Annotated in this window: 20 protein-coding genes, 1 tRNA gene and 3 pseudogenes; 13 read left to right on the plus strand and 11 right to left on the minus strand. The window is 63.3% G+C overall.

What is annotated here, in order from left to right; genetic code table 11:
- Positions 1-113 precede the first annotated feature (113 nt).
- Both HALKA_RS0103865 and HALKA_RS0103870 read right to left on the minus strand, forming a co-directional pair.
- Entirely contained in the window at positions 114-1,361 is a 1,248-nt protein-coding gene (locus HALKA_RS0103865) for a Gfo/Idh/MocA family protein (RefSeq protein WP_018256754.1), read from the minus strand.
- Positions 1,362-1,427: 66 nt separating this feature from the next.
- A complete protein-coding gene (locus tag HALKA_RS0103870) occupies positions 1,428-2,576 on the minus strand; it encodes a Gfo/Idh/MocA family protein (RefSeq protein WP_018256755.1) in 1,149 nt (382 codons plus the stop codon).
- 206 nt (positions 2,577-2,782) lie between these two features.
- Here HALKA_RS0103870 and engB point away from each other — a divergent pair, with 206 nt between their 5' ends.
- Positions 2,783-3,400, plus strand: a complete 618-nt coding sequence (gene engB, locus HALKA_RS0103875) for a GTP-binding protein EngB (RefSeq protein ID WP_018256756.1) — start codon at positions 2,783-2,785, stop codon at positions 3,398-3,400.
- 44 nt (positions 3,401-3,444) lie between these two features.
- Here the strand turns inward: engB and HALKA_RS0103880 are convergent, their stop codons facing one another.
- From HALKA_RS0103880 to HALKA_RS0103905, 6 genes are all read right to left on the minus strand, one after another.
- Entirely contained in the window at positions 3,445-5,448 is a 2,004-nt protein-coding gene (locus tag HALKA_RS0103880) for an ATP-binding protein (protein WP_018256757.1), read from the minus strand.
- A 283-nt stretch (positions 5,449-5,731) separates the two neighbouring features.
- Positions 5,732-6,025 carry a stress response translation initiation inhibitor YciH gene (gene yciH / locus HALKA_RS0103885; RefSeq protein ID WP_015761607.1) on the minus strand — a complete coding sequence of 98 codons (294 nt, stop codon included), beginning with the start codon at positions 6,023-6,025 and terminating at the stop codon, positions 5,732-5,734.
- A 44-nt stretch (positions 6,026-6,069) separates the two neighbouring features.
- Positions 6,070-8,280, minus strand: a complete 2,211-nt coding sequence (locus HALKA_RS0103890) for a transglutaminase TgpA family protein (RefSeq protein WP_018256758.1) — start codon at positions 8,278-8,280, stop codon at positions 6,070-6,072.
- On the minus strand, positions 8,277-9,254 hold the full coding sequence (locus HALKA_RS0103895) for a DUF58 domain-containing protein (protein ID WP_018256759.1): 978 nt from the start codon (positions 9,252-9,254) through the stop codon (positions 8,277-8,279). Before HALKA_RS0103895 ends, HALKA_RS0103890 begins: the two co-directional genes overlap by 4 nt.
- The gene (locus HALKA_RS0103900; protein ID WP_018256760.1) at positions 9,251-10,213 is read right to left on the minus strand and encodes an AAA family ATPase; all 963 of its coding nucleotides are present in this window, start codon (positions 10,211-10,213) and stop codon (positions 9,251-9,253) included. Before HALKA_RS0103900 ends, HALKA_RS0103895 begins: the two co-directional genes overlap by 4 nt.
- 203 nt (positions 10,214-10,416) lie before the next feature.
- Positions 10,417-10,671 carry a DUF7573 domain-containing protein gene (locus HALKA_RS0103905; protein WP_018256761.1) on the minus strand — a complete coding sequence of 85 codons (255 nt, stop codon included), beginning with the start codon at positions 10,669-10,671 and terminating at the stop codon, positions 10,417-10,419.
- 102 nt (positions 10,672-10,773) lie between these two features.
- Here HALKA_RS0103905 and HALKA_RS0103910 point away from each other — a divergent pair, with 102 nt between their 5' ends.
- The 4 genes from HALKA_RS0103910 to HALKA_RS0103930 all read left to right on the plus strand — a co-directional run bounded on the left by HALKA_RS0103910 (position 10,774) and on the right by HALKA_RS0103930 (position 13,499).
- Positions 10,774-11,130: a hypothetical protein gene (locus HALKA_RS0103910; protein WP_018256762.1), complete on the plus strand. Its 357-nt coding sequence runs from the start codon at positions 10,774-10,776 to the stop codon at positions 11,128-11,130.
- Between the two features lie 211 nt (positions 11,131-11,341).
- Complete coding sequence (locus tag HALKA_RS19030) at positions 11,342-11,830, plus strand: GNAT family N-acetyltransferase (RefSeq protein WP_018256763.1); 489 nt, start codon at positions 11,342-11,344, stop codon at positions 11,828-11,830.
- Between the two features lie 56 nt (positions 11,831-11,886).
- A tRNA-Phe gene (locus tag HALKA_RS0103925) sits at positions 11,887-11,960 on the plus strand.
- 57 nt (positions 11,961-12,017) lie between these two features.
- Entirely contained in the window at positions 12,018-13,499 is a 1,482-nt protein-coding gene (locus HALKA_RS0103930; protein WP_020493628.1) for an ATP-binding protein, read from the plus strand.
- 70 nt (positions 13,500-13,569) lie between these two features.
- On the opposite strand, the pseudogene HALKA_RS20175 reads toward HALKA_RS0103930, so the two are convergent.
- Both HALKA_RS20175 and HALKA_RS20180 read right to left on the minus strand, forming a co-directional pair.
- Positions 13,570-14,123 (minus strand): annotated as a pseudogene (locus HALKA_RS20175) (IS1595 family transposase); the annotation flags it as partial.
- Positions 14,124-14,273: 150 nt separating this feature from the next.
- Positions 14,274-14,603 (minus strand): annotated as a pseudogene (locus HALKA_RS20180) (transposase); the annotation flags it as partial.
- 136 nt (positions 14,604-14,739) lie between these two features.
- Here HALKA_RS20180 and HALKA_RS20745 point away from each other — a divergent pair.
- The 6 genes and pseudogenes from HALKA_RS20745 to HALKA_RS0103965 all read left to right on the plus strand — a co-directional run bounded on the left by HALKA_RS20745 (position 14,740) and on the right by HALKA_RS0103965 (position 20,386).
- Entirely contained in the window at positions 14,740-15,735 is a 996-nt protein-coding gene (locus HALKA_RS20745) for a hypothetical protein (protein WP_169333099.1), read from the plus strand.
- A gap of 375 nt (positions 15,736-16,110) precedes the next feature.
- Entirely contained in the window at positions 16,111-16,311 is a 201-nt protein-coding gene (locus HALKA_RS0103950; protein ID WP_018256768.1) for a ribbon-helix-helix domain-containing protein, read from the plus strand.
- Positions 16,312-16,427: 116 nt separating this feature from the next.
- The gene (locus tag HALKA_RS19040; RefSeq protein WP_018256769.1) at positions 16,428-16,997 is read left to right on the plus strand and encodes a hypothetical protein; all 570 of its coding nucleotides are present in this window, start codon (positions 16,428-16,430) and stop codon (positions 16,995-16,997) included.
- Positions 16,998-17,021: 24 nt separating this feature from the next.
- Positions 17,022-18,167: an ISH3 family transposase gene (locus tag HALKA_RS0103960; RefSeq protein ID WP_018256770.1), complete on the plus strand. Its 1,146-nt coding sequence runs from the start codon at positions 17,022-17,024 to the stop codon at positions 18,165-18,167.
- Between the two features lie 196 nt (positions 18,168-18,363).
- Positions 18,364-18,750: pseudogene (locus HALKA_RS22340) on the plus strand (DUF4268 domain-containing protein); the annotation flags it as partial.
- 262 nt (positions 18,751-19,012) lie between these two features.
- Entirely contained in the window at positions 19,013-20,386 is a 1,374-nt protein-coding gene (locus HALKA_RS0103965) for a sulfatase (RefSeq protein WP_018256771.1), read from the plus strand.
- A 12-nt stretch (positions 20,387-20,398) separates the two neighbouring features.
- On the opposite strand, the gene HALKA_RS0103970 is transcribed toward HALKA_RS0103965, so the two are convergent.
- On the minus strand, positions 20,399-20,911 hold the full coding sequence (locus tag HALKA_RS0103970) for a hypothetical protein (protein ID WP_018256772.1): 513 nt from the start codon (positions 20,909-20,911) through the stop codon (positions 20,399-20,401).
- An 86-nt stretch (positions 20,912-20,997) separates the two neighbouring features.
- On the opposite strand from HALKA_RS0103970, the gene HALKA_RS0103975 reads away from it, so the two are divergent.
- Positions 20,998-22,032, plus strand: a complete 1,035-nt coding sequence (locus HALKA_RS0103975) for a Gfo/Idh/MocA family protein (protein WP_018256773.1) — start codon at positions 20,998-21,000, stop codon at positions 22,030-22,032.
- A 58-nt stretch (positions 22,033-22,090) separates the two neighbouring features.
- Positions 22,091-22,300, plus strand: coding sequence for a DUF7521 family protein (locus tag HALKA_RS19045; protein WP_449404879.1), 210 nt, complete (start codon positions 22,091-22,093; stop codon positions 22,298-22,300).
- The last annotated feature ends 13 nt before the right edge of the window (positions 22,301-22,313 follow it).

The raw sequence follows: 22,313 nt of genomic DNA on the forward strand, positions 1-22,313 counted from the left end.
TGCCAGTAGCTACGGAATATTGCCATATATAGATTTATGACTAGTATTCGTGTCTGTTTAATTAAGTCGCGTTGAGACGTGCCGGCCGATGGCAGCCGGCCCGGCCCGTCACCTCACCGCTCAACGCCGGCCGGACCGGCCGCGAACTCGCCGCGGGCCGGTTCGGGAACGTAGTCAGCGAGGTCGGCGTCGTCGAAGTCGACGCGCTCGCCGCGTTCGGCCGCCAGATACGACGCCGCGACGAGCTTTGCCACATCCAGCCCGTCGCCCAGATCCTCGCGTGCGTTCTCGCCGGCACGGAACGCCGAGACGACGTGCTCGTTCTGGTCCAGGTAGCCGTAGGTCGCGCCCTCCTGTGGCAGGACGGGCATCTTCCCGCGGTCGGCGGCCTGTTTCTCGACGACGTAGCCCGCGCCCTCGGCCGCGCGGTCGGAGAAGAACACGTCGGTGCCCGATTCCAGCGTGTTGATCGTCCCCGAGTACTCCGGGCCGAGCAGTTCGATCGTGATCCGCAGCCCCGAGCCGACGAAACACCAGGAGTTGGTCGCCTCGCCCACCACGAGGTCGCCCTCGGGCGTCTCGTAGAAGACGCTCGCGGAGGCGTAGTCCTCGCCGGGCGTCTCGTGGTAGTCCACGTCGTACTCCGCGGCCAGCTCGGCGGCGTAGTCGTCCCGGCCCCACTTCAGCGTCGAGATGTCGCAGGTGACCGCGATCGGTTCCAGGTCGTCCTCGCCGGGCCGACTGAGGAGGTGCCTGTTGACCTTGTGGGAGTGACACATCATGTCCGAGAGGACGCCGCCGCCCTGCCGTTCGGGGTCCCAGAACCACGACGAGTGGGGACCAGCGTGTTCCTCGGCCGAGCGGGCGAGATAGGGCCGCCCCGCACCCTCCGCCGAGTCCCAGAGCAGTTCCTTCATCCGGTCGACGCCGGGCATGTACACCTGGTTTTCGAGGTAGGCGTGGTTCAGATCGGTCCCCTCGACCAGGTCGACGATTCGCTGGGCCTCGCCGACGGTGCGGGCGAGCGGTTTCTCCATCGCGATGCCCGCGAGGTCGGCCCCGCCCTGCTGGATCTCCTCGACGATCGCCTCGACCGTCTCGACGCGGGTGTGGTTGGGCGAGGTGACCCACACCGCGTCCACGTCCTCGTGGGCCACCAGTTCGCGCACGTCCCCCGTCGCGATCGGGTCCCCACTGCCGGCCTCGCGGCAGGCGTCCGCGACCGCCTCGGCCTTGCTGACCGTCGGGTTCATCACGCCCGTCACGTCCGCGTCGCGGATGCGTTCGAAGGTCGCCGCGTGGAACTCCCGCGTGATGAAACCGGCACCCACGAAGCCGACGCCCAGTCTGTTCGTTGCCATGACACACGGTACGACGGGACGTGGTAAATAGATTCGTTCGATAGTCCAAACAACGGTGGCCGTATCCTACAGGTCGACAGATCGGGACACCGACGCCTCGGCGATCTCCTCGGCGCTGACCTCGCGGCCCCGTTCGGCCGAGAGGTAGATCCCCTCCATCACGAGCATGGAGTTGAGCGCGATCTCGTCGGTCCGGATCTGGTCGACCTCGCCGCGGACGGCCGCGACGAAGTGGTCGTACTGGTTCGGACGCTCGTCGACCTCGTAGCCGCTCTCGCCCCGGATCAGTCCGTGACGGGTCTCGAAGCCGTCCACGTCGATCTCGACGGTCGTCTCGTAGTCGTTCATCGTCGTCAGGAGTTCGACCGGATCGAAGGCGATCCCGCCCTGGCTGCCGACGACGACGCCGCGCTCGTCGGGCTGGTAGGCGTGCCAGGCGGCCCGCACTTCCAGGCGAGAGCCGTCGGCCAGTCGGGCCGCGCCGGTGCCGGCGTCCTCCACGTCGTGGCCGGACTCTTCGAGACGCTCCCGGTAGAGCTCGGCGTTGTCGCCGGTCAGCTCCTCGCCGAGGCTGTCGTCGGTGTAGTCGAACGTCTGGCCGTTGACGCGCTCGACGGCAGGGTTGCCCAGCAGGTAGAGGTTGCGACCGATCTCGTAGGTGCCGATGTCGAAGACCGGCCCGCCGCCGGCCGATTCCTTCGAGACGAACGCGGGCGTCCCGTAGCCGTCGACGTACGGGCGACCACGCCGCCGAGAGTACACCGACCGGGCGAACGCGACCTCGCCGAGATCGCCCGATTCGACGAAGGTCCGCGCCGCCTGCGTCTCCGGCGTCAGCAACTCGACGTTCTGGACCGCCAGGAGCTTGTCGGCCGCCTCGGCCGCGTCGACGATGTTCTTTGCGTCGGTGTAGCTGCCGGCCAGGGGCTTCTCACAGAAGACGTGCTTGTCGGCCTCGAAGGCGGCGACCGCCATCGGCTCGTGGAGGTTGTTGTGGACGCAGACGTTGACCACGTCGATCTCCGGATCGTCGAGCATCGCCTCGAACTCCTCGTAGACGTCCGGAATCCCGAACTCGTCGGCCAGCTCTCCCGCGGCGTCCGTGTCGATGTCCGCGATCGCCTTGACGGTCGCGCCGTCGACGGCCCGATACTTCCGGACGTGTTCTTCGCCTCGATTCCCCGCGCCGATGATGCCGATAGTGACTGTCTCCATGATGGTGTTCGTGTCCGGGCTCGGCCGCCACTCGTCGCGACGACGGCCCGGCGATCAACTCCGGGTGTTCGGAGTATCATCGAAGATACTGTTAAATCCACCGATAGGAACAACAGCAGGTGTTAATGTTGTCGCCGATCCGACGGGATCGGTGCGGTCTGGCTCGCGACCGGCGAGGATTTCAGGCTCCGCCGTCTACCGCGGGTATGTTCGAACAGCGACCCAACCGGGACAGCGAGATCGTCCTGGTGGGCCGGTCCAACGTCGGCAAGTCGACGCTGATGCGCGAGATCACGGGCCACAGCGTCGACACCGGCCAGAAGCCCGGCGTCACCCGCGAGCCCAACCACTTCGACTGGGCCGGTCCGGACTTCATGGTCACCGACCTCCCCGGCTTCGGGTTCATGAACGGCGTCCCCGAAGACGTGCGCGAGCAGATCAAGACCGACGTTGTCCGGTACGTCGAGGCAAACGCCGACAAGATCCTCGTCGGCATCCTCGTCCTCGACGGAAAGGCGGCCGTCGACATCATCGACCGCCACTCCGGTCCCGACGAGATCCCCCACGACGTGGAGCTGTTTCACTTCCTGCGAGACGTCGACGTCGAGCCCGTCGTCGCCGTCAACAAGATGGACAAGGTCGACGACGAGGAAGAGCGGCTAAACGACATCTGCGATCGGCTCGGCCTCTATCCGCCGTGGCAACAGTGGCAGGAGACGATCGCGCCGATCAGCGCCAAGCGGGGCACCGTCGACGCGCTCGACGAGGCCGTCCGCCACCACCTCCACGAGGCCGGGCGAGACGATCTGTTCCAGTTCTTCTAGGCCCCTCCTCTGTGTCGGGTGCGCTTCGCGCACCGCTGGCGAGATCACTCCGGGTCGAGACGCGTGACGGTGAGGTGTTCGACGGTCGACCGGGCCAGTTCCTCGGGCTGGACGCTACAGACCGTGGTGCCGACCCGGACGGGGTCGGTCAGCTCGACGCGGCGCTGGTCGAGTGGCCGCCACGACCGACCGTCCGTCGAGCAGTAGATCGTCAGCGTGTCCCCGGCCCGGTCCACCCGGTACCACGGGGCATCGAGCGACGACTCTTCGAGGTGGCGGGTCGTCCCGCCCTCCCCTCGGCTCGTCCGCCAGTCGATTTTCGTCCCGTGGCCCGCGGTGAGCCCGACGTGTCCGTACGACGCCTCGTCGTCGAGTCCGTCTCTGATCATCAGCCCGGCGGTGCTCCACTCGTTGGCACCGTCGAGGTCGGTGAACTGCCCCTCGATCCGGACCGGCCCGTCGACGCTGGCACAGCGGAAGTGAAACTCGTTCCACTCGCCGTAGATGTTCTTGCCGGAGCCGGAGACATGCCACTCGTCGCCCTCCAGCGTCGACTCGCCCGCGACGATCACGTCCCCGACATCGACCCCGTCGGTGAGGGGGACGGTCCGGTCGGTGGCCCGAGGGGCGGACGGATCGGCGACCACGAGCGTGTTCCGGAGTTCGATGCGAGCCCCGCCGGCCCAGCTCTCCGCGACGGTGAGCTCCCAGTTGCGCTGTTCGGCGATGTTCGTGACGATGCTGAGTCCCGTTCCAGTCCCGGTCTCGGTCGTCGTGTACCCGTCTTCGAGGACGCGCTCGCGTTCGGCCTCGGGGATGCCGGGGCCGTCGTCGGCGACGTACAGCCCGCCGGATGGCAGCGGCCCGACGCGGACGGTCACGCCAGAACAGCCGTGATCGACCGCGTTCTTGAGCAGATTTTCGAGGACCGGGCGGATGCTCGAGCGAGGCGCGTTGACGACGGCGTCCGCCCCGAACTCGATCTCCAGCGACGCGGCGTCGAAGCCGACCAGTCCCCACACGTCCTCGAGGAGGGCGGGCAGCGACACCGGACTCGACTGTCCGACGCCGACCCCCTCGGACGAGAGCGACGAGTTCTCCAGGACCGTCTGCGTGAGATCGTCGAGGATCTCGTCGATGCGCGTGATCGCCTCGCTGGCCTGTTCGAGCGTCGTCACGTCGCCGGTCTCGCGGGCCAGGGCGATCCGGCCGCTGGCGATCTGGATGGGGCTCTTCACGTCGTGTCGGATCGACCGGACGAACTCCTCCATCCGTTCGTCCTGGCACTTCAGGCGCTCGCGTCGCTCGACGATCTCCGTGACATCGCGAGTCCAGCCGACGAGTCCGACGACCTCGCCGTCGTGTTCCCAGGGCAGTTTCGTCGTCGACGACCAGTGGGTGCCGTCGGGCGTCGTGTAACTCGCCTCTTTGTCGTAGATCGGTTCGCCCTCCTCGATGACCCGGAGATCGTCCTCGTAGGACGCGAGGGTGTTGTCCGACTCTCCGTACACCTCCACGTCGGTTTTGCCGATGAACTCCTCGGAGCTGAAATCGCCCGGACTCGTCGACTTGCGGAGGTGGCGAGCCGCGCGGTCCTTGACGTACACCGCGCCCTCGACGCCGTCGAGGATCGTCCTGAACATGCTACTCTCAGCGGCCTGGTCGCGGCGGCGTTCGTACCGGTCGACGGCGGCGGCGAGGCGATCGGACAGGTCGTCGTCGTCGAGGACGATCTCGCTCGCACCGGCCTGCGTGGCGCGTGCTGCCGTCCGACCGTCCGAGTCATCGAGCGACAGGAGGATGGGGCGGTGCTCGTCGACCGCGTGAATCCGTTCACAGGCCTCGACGACCGACGCGTCGGCCGGGGCTGCCGTCACCAGCACGCAACCCACGTCGCGGCGGTCAGACAGCGTCGTGAGTGCGGCCTCGACGCTGTCGACGACGACCTCGCCGATCGGACCCGCCGAGCCAGACCGGACTGGAGCCACCGCCCGCTCGCGTCCGCCGACCACGAGAACCGTGGTCGGGTCACTCAGTAAGTCGTCCATCAGTCACCCGTTCCGAGTGAGAGCACCAGCCGACGCGTCTTAATTCCCAGCTTTTCTTTCGATAATCGGACGTAGTATGAACGGTTCTCGTTCTGAAACGGGTCGGAAACGAGGTGCAGCGTCCGTCGATGACGGCCCGGAACGCCGACGAATCCGTGACGGCGACAGCGACGCCACTGGGACAGGCAGTGCGAGACGGGCGAAAGACGAGGGCGACCGAGACGGTCGCCACGAACGCACCCGCTGCGCTCGCCGTGCGGGCCCGGCGAGAAGTAGCCCGGTGTCAGGCGACGTTGAATCCCTTATCGCGCAGGAAGTCCTCGACGCGACCCGTGTGGTTCCCCTGGAGTTCGATCTGACCGTCCTCGACGGTCCCGCCGCAGGCGAACTTGGACTTGAGATCCGACGACAGGCTGTCCATGTCCACGTCCGATGGATCGAACCCTTCGATGATCGTTACCTCCTTACCGTAACGGCGCTCGTCGATGCGGATGTTGATCTCCTGAGACTCCTTGGCCACGTCTTCGCAGACGCAGAGTTCCTCAGGGAGCCCGCACGTCGAGCAGACTTCCGACATTACACTGCGGGGCTACGAAATCAACGTATTAAATACTGTCGGGGTTATTTCGCCGTGCCACGCGAGCGAACGATCTCGTCGACGAGCGAGACGGCCCGATCGGCCGCCGCCTCGTCGACCGTGCCGGCGTAGCGAGCCCGTTCTCTGATCGATGCCACCTCGCGTGCGCGCTCGTCGGCGTCGACGGCGTCGAGATACGCTCGGACGGTCTCCTCGGCACGGCGCGGCCGGTCGTGTTCGCGCCCCAGATAGTACACGAGCCGCTGAAAGGCCCGCTCGGCGTCTCGCTCGGGGGTCGACCGGGGCTGGTAGTAGAGCCACACGCTCCGGTAGACGCACCGGCCCAGATCGCTCCGGCGCACGCCGATCACGGTCCCGACGATCGCGAGCAGCCCCAGTGCCGCCTCCCGACGGGACGGCAGCGAACTGGCCGGACCGGGGCGATCCGTCGTCGTACCGGCGGTATCGGTGGGGGACTCACCAACCCGCGTCGCGGTCGAGATGCGGTCTTCCGGGTTGACGCCGGGACGACTCTGGGGACCGAGCGGCGTTCCCCCGGCGTCGGTATCGTTGTCGACCGGAGTGAGCGGCTGTGGGGTCGCCGTCGGCGTCGGCGACCACTCCGGGCCGCCGCTCTCGTTGGTGTCGACGGACGGGCGGTCTCGTTCGCGGGCCGACTCGACGTTCCGGTCGCGGGCGCTCTCTCGGTCGCTGGCCGGCGTCGGGTCGAACCGGACCCAGCCGTACTCTTCGAAGTAGACCTCGACCCAGGCGTGGGCGTTCTGTCCGCGCACGACCCACCGGTCCTCGGCGACCCGTTCGCCGGACGTGTAGCCGACGACCATCCGCGCCGGGATGTCCTGTGTCCGCAGCATCGTCGCCATCGTCGTCGCGTAGTAGGTGCAGTAGCCGGCCGACATCTCGAAGAGGAAGGCGTCGGCGACGTTGCCGTCGGGACGGCGCACGTCCAGCGAGTACTCGCGGTTGTTCTCCAGCCAGCTCTCGATCGTCAGAGCCGTTTCGTAGGGCGTACGGGCGTCGCGTGTGAGCCGCTCGGTCCGCTCGCCGACGCGGTCGGGCGTGCTCGCCGGTAGCTGCGTGTACGTTTCCTCGATCCGCTGGGGGTACGCACGCGTGGTGTCGTTGAGCTGGGCGGGTGTGGCCGCGGGGACGGCGCTGGTGACGCGGTAGCTGTCGCCCTCTCGAATGGGTGCGCCGGTCGCGAGGCCCCCGTCGCCGCCGACGCGTGTGGCGGGGTTGTCACGGCTCTGGATCGGCTTCCAGGCCGCCGGCATCACCCCGGCGTCCGTTTCGGCTCGAAAGCGCTGCTCGACGATCCGGGTCGGACCGGGCGGCTCGTCGAGTCGGTCACCGCCGTACGCGCGGCTGTTGGTCTGACTGACCCACCCGTCGCCGGTGTACCGGTCGAAGCTCCCGATCCGCCAGTAGCGAGGCTCGCTGCTGGTGACGGTAAAGCGGACCTCGGGCGAGAGGCTGATCGAGCCCTGGACCGAGAGCTGGTCGCCGCTCCGGAGGAGACTCGCCTCGACCGTGTCCGAGCCGGTGCCGTCGACGTTCAGCGACAGCCCCGCAGTGGCGGGGACGACCGACACCAGCGACGGGACGAGGACCATCAGCGCGGCCGTCACGAGGATCGTCTCGGCGTCGACGATCGGTTCGCCGCGGCGGTCGAAGTCACCAAAGCCAAGCGCCGCCACCGCGGCGACGACCCCCGACAGCGTCGTCAGCAGGTCGGCGTCGCCGGTCAGGACCAGGAACCCCAGCGTCCCGCCCGCCGCGGCGACGGCCAGGGCGTAGCGGCGTCGCATCGCGAAGTACCACGTCAGGAAGGTGGGTGCGGGCGTGACACCGAGCACCCACGCCCGAATGTTGGTGATCCGCAGGAGCGTGTTGCCAGTCAGCAAGGAGAGCGTGTCGGTCAGCAACTCCCCGATCCGCGGCGAGCCGCTCAGTTGCTGGACGTACCACCAGAGCCCGACCAACAGGAGGACGCCGCCGAGCGCGACGGCGCTGCGCGGGGTCAGGAGACGGGCCAGCACCGTCGCGGCGACCAGCGAGGCGGCGACGACCGCCAGAAACCGCGACGGGAGCCCGACCACGTCGATAAAAAAGTACAGCACTTGCAGCGTCGAGAGGAGCATCGCCGCGACCGCGATCAGCGCCGCAGTCCGGGTCCGTCCGGGGACGCCGTCGACGGCGGGCCAGCCGAGCCCTAGCCGATCTGCCGTGCTCACGAGATACCCTCCGCGATCAGCGGATTGTCGCGCGTGGTCGTCAGTTCCGTCAGTTCGTGGACGGCGTCGCCGAGCGAGACGGTCACGCCCGTGGCGTCGGCGCGGACGCGTACGTCGGCCCGGTTCCAGGCGGTCTCGTCGACGTCGCCGCTGCTCGTCCGCGCGAGGAGTTCGAGCGCCCGCTGGCGGTGGCGCTGGCCGCCGCCCGCCTCGATCGAACCGGCCGGGACCGTCATCGCGGTGGTCAGCCCCGCCCGGAGCGCGCCGACGAGGACCGTCGCCGCGCCAGCGGCCATCTCGTCGGCGTGGCCCTCGGTCGACCGTGCCGCGATCGAGATCCCCTCGCCGCCGACGGGATCGGCGAACTCCGTCACCAGCAGGTCGTCGTGTTTGGCGCTCGACTTCCAGTGGACGTCTCGCAGCGAGTCGCCGGGCACGTACTCGCGGAGTCGGTCGAACTCGCTGCGCTGGCCGCTGTCCAGTCCCAGCGTCCGCTCGAAGGTCGTGCCGCCCAGTGAGTAGACCGCCGGATAGACGACGACCGCCGTGCGCTCGGTGACCTCGTGGCGCTGTTCGACCAGCCCGAGCACGTCCCGAACCGCGACGGTCGTCCGGGAGAGTTTGTAGACCCCGCGTGCGTCATACCTGAGGTCGTAGCTGACCGTCGCCGGCAGCGTCCGCTCGAACTCGGCCGCCGCCGACAGGCCGTCGGCGAGCCCCTCGGTGATCGTCGCGACGCCGCGCCCCTCGACCGTCAGCGAGACGGTCCGGGACTCGCCGGGAAAGCCACGGCGGGGCTGGCTGCGCTCGACCGTCGGTGCCCCCGCCCGTTTCACCTGGAGCGCGCCGACCGCGAGGGCGATCGACAGCGGCGCGGCGACGGCGTTCAGCGACCGCGGACCCGACAGCCACGCCATCGTCACTGCCAGTCCCACGACGGCGAGCGTCGCGACGCCGCGGCGTGTCGGTCTCATTCTTCGATCGGGACAGTGTCGAGAGCCGTCCGGACCAGCCCCGCGCCGATCTGTTCGGCGGTGTCGGTTCGGATGCGGTGGGGCAACACGACGCGTGCTTCCGCGCGCACGTCGTCGGGGACGACGTAGTCCCGGCCGTCCAGCACCGCGCGGGCCTGTGCCGCCCGCAAGAGCGCGATGCTCCCGCGCGGGCTCACGCCCAGCTGGCCGTGTTCGCGGGTGTAGCGTGCCAGCCGCGTCGCGTACTCGCGAAGCGGCGCTTCGATCGTCACGTCCGAGACCGTCCGCTGAGCCCGGCGAAACTCCTCGACGCTGGCGACCGGCGAGAGGCGCTCGATCGGGTGGTCGCTGACGACGCGAGCGAGCATGGCCGCCTCGTCGTCGGCGCTGGGGTAGCCGAGGTGGAGCTTCTTCATGAAGCGATCCAGCTCCGCCATCGGGAGCGCGTATGTCCGGTTCTGCTCGACGGTGTTCTGGGTCGCGATGACGGTGAACGGATCGGGCACGTCCCGCGTGTCCCCGTCGACCGTGACCTGCTCTTCTTCCATCGCTTCCAGCAGCGCCGACTGGGTCTTGGGCGGCGCGCGGTTGATCTCGTCGCCCAGGACGACGTTCGCGAAGATCGGTCCCTCCTGGAAGGTGAACGTCTCGGTCTGCTGATTGTACACGTTGACGCCCGTCACGTCCGACGGCAACAGATCCGGCGTGAACTGGACGCGCTTGAAGCTACCGTCGAAGGAGGCCGCGACGGCCTTCGCCAGCATCGTCTTGCCGACGCCGGGAACGTCCTCCAGTAGGATATGGCCCCGCCCCAGCATCGCGGTCAGGATGTGTTCGATTTCGTCGTGGTGGCCGACGATGACTCGCTCGACGTTCTCGATGACCTGCGTCGCGACTCGGTTCGCCTCGCCGAGGGCGGGCTCGGATTGGGGCCCTCGCGTTGTGTCCGTATCTGTCATTGTTGTCAGTGTCCACCGCAGGCGCGCTGTCACGGGGCCACACCCCGGCAGTGGCCCCGTCGGCGGACGGCCTGGCACTGCCGTCGCCGAGCGCGATGCCGGTCGTGGCCCCTCCTTAGGGATCAGCACTTGTAATACTGCTGCCTGTTACCTCGGAACACACACGACCGCAGACAGACGACGCGGTCCGCCGGACCGTCGAGCTACCACTCCTTGCAGTCGGGACAGACCAGCCCGTCCCCGCCCTGCCAGCGGTACGAAACCGAGGCCCCACACCGGCAGCAGGGCTCGCCGTCGGGCGACCAGGCCGCCGTCGTCGCTGCCGGCTCGACGCCGTCCGGTGACACCCGACCGCCGTCGTCGTCCGCCTGCTCGTTCCCACTCGTCGACGACTCGTCTCGGGGCTCGTCGTCCGTGGCGTCGCCGACGAAGTCCGTCAGCGAGGCGTCGTCACTCATACCGACCCGTTGGGACGGGCGAACATTGGACCTGTCGGTGGGGACCGAACCGCGTCCGGACCCGCCGACAGCGATTTCGGCCCCGGCGACCTCCGACGAGACGTGACCGCGACGGTACGTCGAGACGCACTGCTGGCCGCCCTCGCGTCGGCCGGACTGCTCGCGCTGTTGATCGACGAACGAGCAGTCGACACGCTCACCGGCCCGGCGGCGATCGCCAGCGGCGTCGCGGTGGCGCTACTGGTCGAAGTCGCGTTCCTGCGATCGACGGCGGTCGCGCGCCTGTGGACGCGCCCGGCGGTCCAGCTGGGCTCGACGGCCGGGCTCCTCGCCGTGGGACTGGCCGGCTACGCGCTCGCCGGACCACTCGTCGTGGCAGCGCTGTCCTGGGGACTGGTCACCTACTTCGCCCTGCTCTGTGTGCTCCTGGCGGGCGGTCGCCGTCGGGCGACCGAGTGACGGACGGCGGCGGCCGAAAGAGCTTTGTCGTGGTACCTGGTACCACGGGTGATGATCGACGGCTCTACGTGCCCGAACTGCGGCGGCCACGTCTCCACGACCAACGGCACCGACTACGAGTGTGACGACTGCGGGAGCGAGTTCGACACCGCCGACCTCTTTCTGCCCTGATCCCCGACAGTTTTGCCGACGCCCGACCAAGCGGTGAGCGATGGTCACGGTTCGCTCCGCCGAACACGACGATATCCCGGCGATACAACGCGTCGCCCGAGAAACCTGGCACGCCGCCTACGACCCCGTCCTCGGCCCCGAAGCCGTCGACGCGACGGTCGAGGAGTGGTACACCGAGTCGATCGTCGCCGACGGCGTCGCGAACGACGCGACCGCCTACCTCGTCGCGGTCGACGACGGCGTCGTCGGGTACGCCTTCGGCGGCCAGATCGAAGCCGACCTCGCCGGCCTGTCGGCGATCTACGTCCAGCCCGACCGCTGGGGCGCGGGCATCGGACACCGACTGTTCGTCGCCCTCACCGACCGGCTCCGAGAGCGCGGCCCCGAACGGCTCCAGATCCGCGTGCTCGCGGCCAACGACCGAGCACGAACGTTCTACGAGCGCCACGGCGCGACCCTCGTCGACCGCCAGCAGATCACGCTCGCCGACGTTCCCGTCGACGAAGTGACCTACGAACGACCGCTGTGAGTCGCCGCCCGCTTTCGAAATCCTTTTTGATACCCTCGGCGTCGTCCCGAATGCGCGCCGCCTTAGCTCAGACTGGGAGAGCACTCGACTGAAGATCGGGCTGTCCCCGGTTCAAATCCGGGAGGCGGCATGGCCTTCTCGGTTTACATGCCGGAACGATATTCCCCCTTAGCCAGGGGTGGTCAGCGTGACCGATTCCGACCCCGTAGAACGCGACGACGGAGTCGACCCTCCCGACGCGAACCCCGGGGAAGAGAGTCTCGAAACCACCGTGCAGGAGGTGTCTGCACGGATGGACGCGCTCTCGAAGCAGGTCTCGGGGCTCCGCGAGGAACGACACGACGAGCGAGAGCAACGAGACGAGTTAGAGGACGAGCTGGACGCGCGCGACGAGCGAGTCGACGAACTCGAAGCGGAAGTCGCGCGACTGGACGCACGAGCGGTGGTGAAAGAGGAGAGCGACTACGACGATGTCGACGGCGACGAGCACCGCAAGGAGATCGAAGCCATCGCGCTGCAGCTCTTCGGCGGCTGGGCACACGAGTATCCCGACGGAAGCCGCGACCGCGGCGACTGGCACATGCTCCTACTCGGGGACCCCGGCTGTGGGAAGTCCACCTTCCTCCGCTACGTCGACCAGATTGCGCCGCGGTCGACCTACGCCTCGGGGAAGGGTGCGACGGCGGCAGGCATGACCGCGGCGGCGGTCGCTGACGACTTCGGGGATACAGAGTGGGGGCTGGAAGCCGGCGCACTGGTGCTGGCCGACGGCGGGATCGCCTGCGTCGACGAGATCGACAAGATGCAGTCCGACGCGGTGTCCTCGATGCACGACGCCCTGGAGAGTCAGCAGGTCCACATCAACAAGGCAGGGATCAACGCCACGCTGAACGCTCGCACATCGTTGCTTGCAGCGGGGAACCCGAAGAACGGGCGCTTCGAGCGGTACCGTCCGAAGGGCGAACAGATCGACATGGGTCCGACGCTGCTCTCCCGGTTCGACCTGATGTTCATGGTGTCCGACCAGCCCGATCGAGAAGACGACGCCGAAGTCGTCGACCACATGGTCCAGAGTCGACAGGCTGCAGGTCGGCATACCCGTGGTGAAGAACTGAGTGACGAGGAACAGCAACGGGTCGAGCCGGCGATCGAGCGGTCGGTGATGCGGGCCTACGTCGCTCACGCCAAACAGACCTGTCGTCCGATCATCGAGGACGACGAAGTCGCAGAGCGACTCAAGCAGTTCTTTGTCGAGTTCCGAGCTAGTGCTGGTGAGCAAGATGACGATTCTCCGATTCCACTGACGTTCCGGAAGGTTGAGGCAATCCAGCGGCTTGCGGAATCGAGTGCCCGGATTCGACTTTCGGACACTGTGGAGATCGAAGACGTAGAGCGAGCAATCAAGCTGGTGACTAAGTCGATGAAACAAGTCGGATACGATCCCGAAGAGGGCGAGTTTGATGCAGATATTATTGAAACCGGGCAGTCGAAGAGTCAACGAGAGCGCCGCAAGAAAATATTAGCCGATATTAAGCAACAAGATGGTATGACTGCAGAGGAAATTACCAATATTGTCGATTGGAGTGTTGAACTACTAAACCATGATTTGAAAGCGCTGAAAGAGAAGGGAATGATTTATGATATGAATGACGAGTATAGGATAGTATAAAGTGAATATTCGAGTTGTATCCGCTCATAAACGGATATTTCACAGATGTGGATTACATATGATAAAACGCTCATCCCGATACATTGTAACACAGCAGTTTCTTGAACCAGTCGTCCGGTGAGTTGAGTTTCAGTGCGAGAAATCCGAGGTATTTTTGGAGATGATGCTTCGAGATGCCTCTGAACTTCGCCAGCCACTGGCGAAGGAAGCTGTGGCGGTTCTCGCAGGTGTTTGTGTGGGCGTCACCGATGACGTAGGTGTCGGAGTGGGTGACGGCCAGATGGCCGTCCACCCCCTCCGTCTCCTCGATGTCCTCATAGATCGTGTAGCCGTCGGTACAGAGGATGACGCTTCCGTCGCCGTACTCAGAGATGTCCTCGTCGGCCTCTTGCAGATCCTTACAGACGAGAAATCGCACTCGTCCGTCGGAGCGACGGACGAGTGTCAACACTGGCGGTTTGTCTGATTCGAAGGTTCCGCGCCCCTTTTTGAGAGTCCGCGCTCGCGCGGACTCCCATCCTCATCTTCGAGTCCCCTCTCACCAGCCGTGACGTAGACCTCGTCAGCTTCGCACACGTCGTAGAGGTCGAATTCGTCGATATTATCACTCACTTCCTGCACTTTGGGCCTTGTTTAGACGCAGTACAAATCGGCTCTTGCGGCGTATGCTCCGCGAACAGATCGACACGATGAGGCACTCAGGACAGGTTTTAGATCAACCGCAACGGCCCGTGACTCGCCGGTTGAGGAGCGTCTAAACACGGCCTGCACTTTGTGAACGTAGTTGAGAACAGCCTCGTAGTCTCGATCNAGGTCACGAGCGATCTGAGCGGTCGGCTCAGATCGCATCTCCTTGACGATATAGAACATCTCTTCGAGATCGAAGCGATGCTGGCCGAAGATCGTCTTTGTGAGGTCGTTGAAGTAGGTTTCGCAGGATTTGCACCAGTACTGCTGAGCGTCCTTACCGGTCGTTCCTCGGTCGACAACCGCGTCACTCTCGCAGTGAATACACGTCACCGTCTCGCCGAACCGGGCGAGACGGAGACGCTCGAAGCATCGCTCACGCGGTGGAAGGAACACTTGAGCTGACTGCTCGTCCATCGTTGGCTGCTACTGAGTCGCCAGCAGAATTGATGTTACGATCTATCGAGATGAGCGATGATAAAATACCTCGCTCGAAATCTATTGATCTTCGTTAATACTCCCGTCAAGTTTGGTTCCAGATCAAGGTGTAGAAATGTCTGAAGCCGACTATTTTTTCTCTGCACTGGCACAATCAACTGCAGCCATTGCTGGCCTTGTAATCACATTAAGTGCAGTCCGATACCAGTTAGAGCGGCAGCGGAGGGAACGCCGAACCGAAGATCTCCGTGAGGCAATGATTGAACTTGAAGAAAAATATACACCGATCCTCAATGTGATTGCTGGTGAGTTTGCAGATGATGCTGAATTGTATTTCTTCACACTATTGGAAGAGTCAAAGGTATCTTCAGAGATTGTAGAGGGATTGATTGGATTACATGCAGATAATCCAAATGTGACACTGCTTTGGTATCATCTGTCGAACATCAGTCTAATTCTGACTATGGCAATCAACCCGTCGGAAGACCCATCAGAACATTATATTTTGCCACCAGAGCAGTATGAGCAGATCCAAGATTCAGTTACTTGGCTTGATGAGAATTTTAAAGAAAATACAGAATTCATCCAATCTTTATATTCAGAATTAGAGATTGATAGTTCTTCTGGATACACAGAGGATCACTTCTCCCCAGAAATGCCGGGAGATTCAGTGCAAGATTGGTTACAACGACATCAAGAATATACAAGTAAATATGAATCATTATTCAGCGGGAATAACCTACAATCATTTAGGAGAGTGATTGAAGAGTTTGATAAGGACTATACAAAAGTCGACTCTTTGTTAAAGAACACTATCGTAGACTTCACGCCGAATATTACAAAAACGCTCAAATATTCTTCTCTTTTGATTGCTGTGGGCGTGTTTTTACCTTTATTAGCACTGACAACCAAACCGCCAGAGGTGTTCTCTTTTCTTATCCTCACTGATCAGATCCTGTATTTATACGAACTGTTATTGCTTGTACTAAGTGTAATTTTCACCTACATGATTGCTGAGTCAGTGACAAAAGATATTACTGGAGAATATATAATTAAGAGCCAGATTCTCACCCTATTCAAAAACACGATTTCAAGAATGACCGATGAATAAATTGCTATAGAGGTCAGAACTCTGGGCCGTGTTTAGACGCTCCTCGATCGGCGAGTCACGGACCGTAGCGGTTGTCTAAAATCTGTCCTGAGTGCCTCATTGTGTCGATCTGTTCGCGGAGCATACGCCGCAAGAGCCGATTTGTACTGCGTCTAAACAAGGCCGAACTCTGTAAATCTTCAAGGTAGCCTCGAGGTTTGATACATTACATAGTGTATGGAGAGGTGAAGTTAGCCTAGCTTGCCAAAACGCACAAAGTGATTTAATAACCACTTGAGTTGTGTTAGAGGGTGTCATAGAACGGTTCTCATGGTTTCGTTGACTTCCTCAAAACGCTGTACACTTGGTGCACGCCATTTTTAGTGGGTTATAGATATGGGCAAAGAGAAATTCGGCGTTGCTGTTGACGAAGAGATCGTACAAGAAGTGGACGAATTAGTTGCTGAGTGTGACGATCTCGGAGCCAGCCGCTCCGAGATCGTCGAGGCCATCCTCACAGCGTTCGTTCAATCCGAGTCAAATCACGCTGAACGAGTGAGAGAAATCATAATTCGGAAACGAAAAGGGATACTCTAAACATTTCAATGCACCGTGCACCAAGTGCACGGCTTTCTAAGCTAGTAACGCTCTATAATAATCACAATCTCGACCATAGTGTGTGAAGACTTCTATGACACCCTCTTGTGTTAGACATGGATGCAGAAGAACTGAGGCTAGTTGAGGACTTATCTCTGAATGATGTGTGGAACCACGAGGAACATGGGTTCACACCCTGGTTAGTCGACCATATTGATCGTCTTGAGGAAGCCATCGGTATTGAGATTGACTCGGTAGAGCGGGAAGATTCTGTGGGAGGATACACTGCAGATATTACTGGTAAAGAGTTGAACACGGACGGAAACGTCGTAATAGAGAACCAGTTTGGAGATACTGATCACAATCACCTCGGCCAGTTACTCACATATGCAGCTGGCATCGATGCTGAGTTTGTAATCTGGCTTTCTGAGTCATTCCGTGACGAGCATCGCTCCGTGCTGGAATGGATGAACAATAGCAACTCTGGAGGGATAATGTTCTTCGGAGTGAGGCCACGGGTGATCAAGCTACAAGATGCCGATGAGCTGGGATTCGAGTTTGATATTGTAGTCGAGCCCAACGATTGGGAAAGAGAACTGAGAGACTCGGTAAGTACCCGTGAGAAGGCCTACAAAGAATTTTTCGCAGAACTCACGAACGAGTCTCAGTCGATCACATCGGGTTAGAGGAAGTGTCTGCTTGGATGCGGTGTGAAGCCTACCCAAGCAGACAGCGAGATAGAGGAAGAGCACCTGCTTAATTTTGTCGTCAACAGCCTCGACGAGGAGCTTGCGTTAGATCTCGGTGAGAACATCGAGGTCACGACAGAGACATTGTACGAGGTCCTCGCCGGCGCCAGCGCCGGCGGGACCTCGATCAACCACGTCTGCGAAACGACTGACGACTCGCCGCACGCCAATACCGTCCGTGGATATCTCACCGATCAGTTCGACCTTGACTCTGTTGAGGCGGTCGGAGACACGCTCCTGCAACGGGATGCTCTTGAAACACTGCCGGATCGATCGGTGGAGGTCGTCGCCGACCTCCACCTCGATCCCTACTACGGCGACGAAGATGAGACAGAGGCGTTGTACTCGTCTCAAGCGAAACGCGGAACAACGACGTTTCACGCCTATGCAACGCTCTATGCGCGGGTACGCAACAAACGGTACACGCTGGCGGTTCGCCAGCTGGTCGCTGGCGACACCACCAGCGATGTCCTCGCCGAGTTTCTCGAACTCCTCGACGGCCTTGACCTCGGCGTCAAGGCCGTCTACCTGGATCGCGGATTCTACAATAGCACCTGTCTCAGCCTGCTGTACGCGCACAACTACGCTTTCGCCATGCCGATTGTCAAGTGGGGTGAGACGATTCAGAACGAACTTAGCAGCGGCTGGAGCCGCGAGATCGAACACGATCTCGCCGGCAAGGTGACGTTCCCTGTGTTCATCGACTGCGTCTACCAGCAAGGACGATACGACGAACACGGGGTGGCGCGTCACGGCTACGCCGCTGACGCGCCGTTTATCGACACACCACGAGATGCACGAGAGCACTACAGCAAGCGCTTCGGCATCGAATCGAGCTACCGATTAGCCAAGCAGAGCCTCGCGTTCACCAGTTCTGAGGATGCTGGTCTGCGACTGGTGATGTTTGTGGTGAGCCTGCTGCTCCAGAACAGCTGGCGGTATCTCCACTGGAGGTACGTGGCGGCGCCCCGCCGCGGGGGGCGCCGCCTCTGGCAGTGGTCATTCACGGAATTCTGTGAGATGGTGCTGCGAGCAGCCTGGACAGCGCTCGGTGTGCGCAGGACAGTTCCAGCAAACCAACCACTCGACGACCGGTTCTTCCGGTAGCTGTCCGCCGATCAGGACAGTGGTCGTGAGTGGCAACACCGTCGCGTCGGCGGCGATTTGCCGCCGACAGCGACTCCGAATTACCGAGACTCTCCGTCTGTGTCATTTTGAGAACTAACTACGCATCGAAAACGCAGATTCACGCTCTAATGGAGCGATTAGAGAGTTCTTGATGTGATCGACTGAGTATGCAGAGAGGAATACGAATTGGACTCGGTTGAAGGCACAACCTCAAAGTTGGTTAGCGTTTGGAGCAGGTATCAGTGGAGTGCGTTTCTCGTGGTCATTCCATCAAGGTCCCGAACTTTCGACTGAGCTCTACATCGACACGGGTGATGGGGAACGGAATGAAGAGATATACAGTTCCCTGAAATCCGATCAACCAGAGATCGATGAGAACTTGGAAGAAGTCACTTGGCAGCGACTGCGAGAAAAGCGAGCCTGTCGAATCAAGGTCGCTCGATCCATTGATGACGATATAGAGGGACTGAGTGCAATGGAGAAACAGGAACTCATCGAGTGGGCTGTTGAAACGATGGATGATGTACGAGAAGAATTCGAGCCACGTCTTGCTACAGTTTGAACCGCTTCGGTAATCGTGATCATATTAGTGATTGTCTAAGTTGACCAAAAAGTCTGTCCCAGTTCATCAAGAACCACGACACAAGCACCGTCACATCGCGATAGAGCCCCTCCCTCGAACCCAGACGGTGATTGCTGCTGTCGCAGTGCGTACTGCGAGCGATCCATCCGGTCAAACGCATCGGTTCCGCGCACGTCGGCGGTCCTACGACCGCCGGCCACGAGCGAAGTTTGTATGACGGACGGCCGAAAAGGGACGCGTAATGGGATCGCCGAACGTCTTGCTCGTCGTGCTCGATGCGACCAGGAAGGACCACCTCTCGTGTTACGGTTACGACCGGCCGACGACGCCGGAGCTGGACGCGGTGGCCCAGGCCGGGACCCGCTACGAGCAGGCGATCGCGCCGGCACCGTGGACGCCGCCCTCCCACGCGTCGATGTTCACGGGTCGATATCCGTCCGGGCACGGGAGTTTCGGCACGCAGCCGCTGGGAGAGTACGACGGGGCGACCGTCGCCGAGTTGCTCTCGGCGGCGGGGTACGCGACGTTCGGGTTCAGCAACTCCCACCACACCAGCATCGAGCAGGAGTTCGACCGCGGATTCGACTACTACCACGACATCCTCGCGTTGCCGCGGTTCATGGACACGATGTACGAGCCCAGCCTGGATTTCCTCCGGTTTCTCCCGCGGTACTTCCGGGACGGCTACGACATCTCGGACTTCCAGCGGCGCAAGCTCGAAACGCAGGTTCGGCGGGCCGACGGCCCCTTCTTCGGGTTCATCAACTTCAACGCGGCACACGCGCCCTACAGGCCACCTGAGGAGTGCAGAGCGCCGTTCGAGGAGCGCTTCGACGACTGGGACGCGGTCGACGAGACGGCGGCCCGGAAGGTCGGCGACGACGAGGGATACGAGTACATCCTGGGCGACGTGACGATGTCGCCGACCGAGTGGGAGCTCGTGGAGTGCTGGTACGACGCCGAGATCAGGTACGTGGACGCGCTGCTGGGCGAGCTGTTCGACTGTCTGCGACGGCAGGGAGTCTACGACGACACGCTCGTCGTCGTCACCGCGGACCACGGCGAGCACTTCGGCGAGCACGGGCTGGCCTACCACCAGTTTTCGCTGTTCGAGGAGCTGCTCAACGTTCCGCTGCTGGTCAAGTGGCCCGAGGGCGACCGGCCGTCGCCGGCTCCCGGGACGGTGTCGGACCGGCTCGTGTCGCTGGTCGATCTCGTCCCGACGATCTGTGAGTGGGCCGGCGTCGCGGTGCCAGACGAGGTCGACGGCCGCGCACTGACCGGCGACGACGACCGCGACGCGGTCTTCGCGGAGTACGACCGGCCGTATCCGCCGCTGCGCGAGCGGCTCCAGCAGTACGACAGCTTCGAAGCCTACGACAGGGGGTTGCAGGCGGTCCGGACCGAGACGCACAAGCTGATCCGACCGACAGCCGGCGAAGCGACGCTGTATCGCCTGACCGGCGACGGCGAGGTCGAGGTCTCCGACGACGAGCGCGAGGCGGCACTGGCCCAGCGTTTGGACGAGACGCTCGAACCGCTCCCCGATACGAGTCGAATTACGGAGCTGGACGATCACGTCAGCGATCACCTGGAGAAGATGGGGTACCTGTGAGGGCGGGCGGTGTCAGTAGTCCCGGACCGCGGCGACGATCCCCGCGGTCTGGCCGACGCCAGCGACTGCGAGGCCGGCGACCAGCACCAGAGGGTCACCGCTCACGACGGTCCCCGCGACGTAGACGATCGCGCCGAGAGCGCTCAGGACCGCACCGCCCGTGTACGCCAGCGGCGAGCGGTCGACGTGGCGGCCCGTGTAGGCCAGTCCGGCGGCGGGGACGAGCAGCCAGCCGACGACGGTGAGCCACAGCAGTGACGACGCGGGCGGCGTCTGCAAGAGGCCGGTCGTCCCGAGCAGAGTGAGCGCGAGTCCGACGAGCAAGACGAGTCGCCACGCGCGCAAGACGCCGCGGCGCATCGCCGACCACGAGAGCACGGTGAAGGCGACGAGGACGGCGTCCATCACTAGATGAGCGATCAGGACCGTCCGGAGCGCCAGCACGTCCAGATGTGCGGCGATCGCGAACGTCCAGGCCAGCGGCACGAGGACGACGGGACCGTTCTCGCGGAGGCGACGAAGCATACAGATCGTATTGTGACCGTCCCACAAGAACGTGGTGTGACACCGGCGCGCACAATCCTTTTGCCGTCCCGCACTGATGATCGAGTATGACATACCGGGTCGTCGGCGCGAACTTCGACCAGATGCACATGAACACGAATCTCGGCTGGGCCCACGACCACCCCGAGATGGAGGTCGTCGCCGTCTGCGACGAGGAGCCGGAGAGCTCGACCGGCTCCGTTGAGACGGCCGTCGAAGAGTGCGGGCTTACCGAGGACGACGTCTACGACGATCTGGAGCGGTGTCTCGAAGCGACGGCACCGGACGTGGTGTTTGGCTGCCCGCGCAACTCGAAACACGCCGCGTTCGTCGAGCGGGTCGCGGCCTACGACGTACACCTCGCCATCGAGAAGCCCATGGCCGTCACGCTCGCCGACGCCGACCGGATGCTCGACGCGATGGCCGACACGGACCGGCGCTTCGTCGTCAACTGGCCGGTGATGTGGGACCCCGTGAAACACACCGTCGAGGAGCTCGTCGCCAGTGGCACCGTCGGCGACGTGATCGAGGTCCAGTACTACGGGGGCAACGCTGGCGCGCCCCCGGACGACAGCTGGTTCTACGATCCCGAGGACGGCGGCGGATCGATGCTCGACTACCTCGGCTACGGTGCGACGTTCTCGACGTGGTTTCGCGGCGGAGAGCTCCCCGAGTCGGTGACCGCCGAGCGGTACGTCCCGGAGGGAATGGACGTCGACGTACAGAGCTCGACGGTCTGTCGATACGAGGAGGGGCTGTCGACGCTCCAGACCTCCTGGCGGCTGCTCACCAACCCCTGGGAGATCCAGCCCCAGCCGGTGAAGGGGTACGAGATCGTCGGGACCGAGGGGACCGTCAGCACGCGCACCCCCGACGCGGCGATCCGCGTGACGACCGCAGATCGGCCGAAAGGGTACACCGTCGAACCGGATCCGCTGCCCGACCGCTTCGAGAACCTGGCGACCTACCTCGTGGACCTGATCGAGACCGACCGGGAGCCGGAGGGGCCGGCCGATCCCGCCTTCTGCCGGGCGGCCCATCGGATCATCGAGACGGCACGGCGGAGCGCAGAGCGGGGCGAGCGACTCGACCTGGTGGAGTAGCGCGGCGGTACAGGGCTACGAACTGGTCGGTGCGGCGCTTGGCCTGTTCATCGCCTACCTGGCGTTCAGGGGGTATCGGCGCAACGACAGCCGACCGATGCTGTTCTTCGCGATCGGGTTCGGGATCATTCTGGGGTTGCCTCTCCCCGTCGTCGCGCTGTCACTGGTGGTCCCGTGGCTGTCCGGTCCGGGAGGACAGGCGATCATCCAGACGTTCGAACTGGTCGGTCTCGTCTGTATCATCTACGCGCTCCGGATGGACCCCTGACGGTCACACTGTC

The sequence above is a fragment of the Halomicrobium katesii DSM 19301 genome, assembly GCF_000379085.1.
GTDB classification, from domain to species: Archaea; Halobacteriota; Halobacteria; order Halobacteriales; family Haloarculaceae; genus Halomicrobium; species Halomicrobium katesii.

Coding starts and splice junctions, on each gene's coding strand:
- HALKA_RS0103965 (WP_018256771.1), top strand. CDS start 19,013: ATGGGATCGCCGAACGTCTTGCTCGTCGTGCTCGATGCGACCAGGAAG.
- HALKA_RS0103970 (WP_018256772.1), bottom strand. CDS start 20,911: ATGCTTCGTCGCCTCCGCGAGAACGGTCCCGTCGTCCTCGTGCCGCTG.
- yciH (WP_015761607.1), bottom strand. CDS start 6,025: ATGTCGGAAGTCTGCTCGACGTGCGGGCTCCCTGAGGAACTCTGCGTC.
- HALKA_RS0103975 (WP_018256773.1), top strand. CDS start 20,998: ATGACATACCGGGTCGTCGGCGCGAACTTCGACCAGATGCACATGAAC.
- HALKA_RS0103950 (WP_018256768.1), top strand. CDS start 16,111: ATGGGCAAAGAGAAATTCGGCGTTGCTGTTGACGAAGAGATCGTACAA.
- HALKA_RS0103870 (WP_018256755.1), bottom strand. CDS start 2,576: ATGGAGACAGTCACTATCGGCATCATCGGCGCGGGGAATCGAGGCGAA.
- HALKA_RS0103895 (WP_018256759.1), bottom strand. CDS start 9,254: ATGAGACCGACACGCCGCGGCGTCGCGACGCTCGCCGTCGTGGGACTG.
- HALKA_RS20745 (WP_169333099.1), top strand. CDS start 14,740: ATGTCTGAAGCCGACTATTTTTTCTCTGCACTGGCACAATCAACTGCA.
- HALKA_RS0103905 (WP_018256761.1), bottom strand. CDS start 10,671: ATGAGTGACGACGCCTCGCTGACGGACTTCGTCGGCGACGCCACGGAC.
- HALKA_RS19030 (WP_018256763.1), top strand. CDS start 11,342: ATGGTCACGGTTCGCTCCGCCGAACACGACGATATCCCGGCGATACAA.
- HALKA_RS0103880 (WP_018256757.1), bottom strand. CDS start 5,448: ATGGACGACTTACTGAGTGACCCGACCACGGTTCTCGTGGTCGGCGGA.
- HALKA_RS0103865 (WP_018256754.1), bottom strand. CDS start 1,361: ATGGCAACGAACAGACTGGGCGTCGGCTTCGTGGGTGCCGGTTTCATC.
- HALKA_RS0103900 (WP_018256760.1), bottom strand. CDS start 10,213: ATGACAGATACGGACACAACGCGAGGGCCCCAATCCGAGCCCGCCCTC.
- engB (WP_018256756.1), top strand. CDS start 2,783: ATGTTCGAACAGCGACCCAACCGGGACAGCGAGATCGTCCTGGTGGGC.
- HALKA_RS19040 (WP_018256769.1), top strand. CDS start 16,428: ATGGATGCAGAAGAACTGAGGCTAGTTGAGGACTTATCTCTGAATGAT.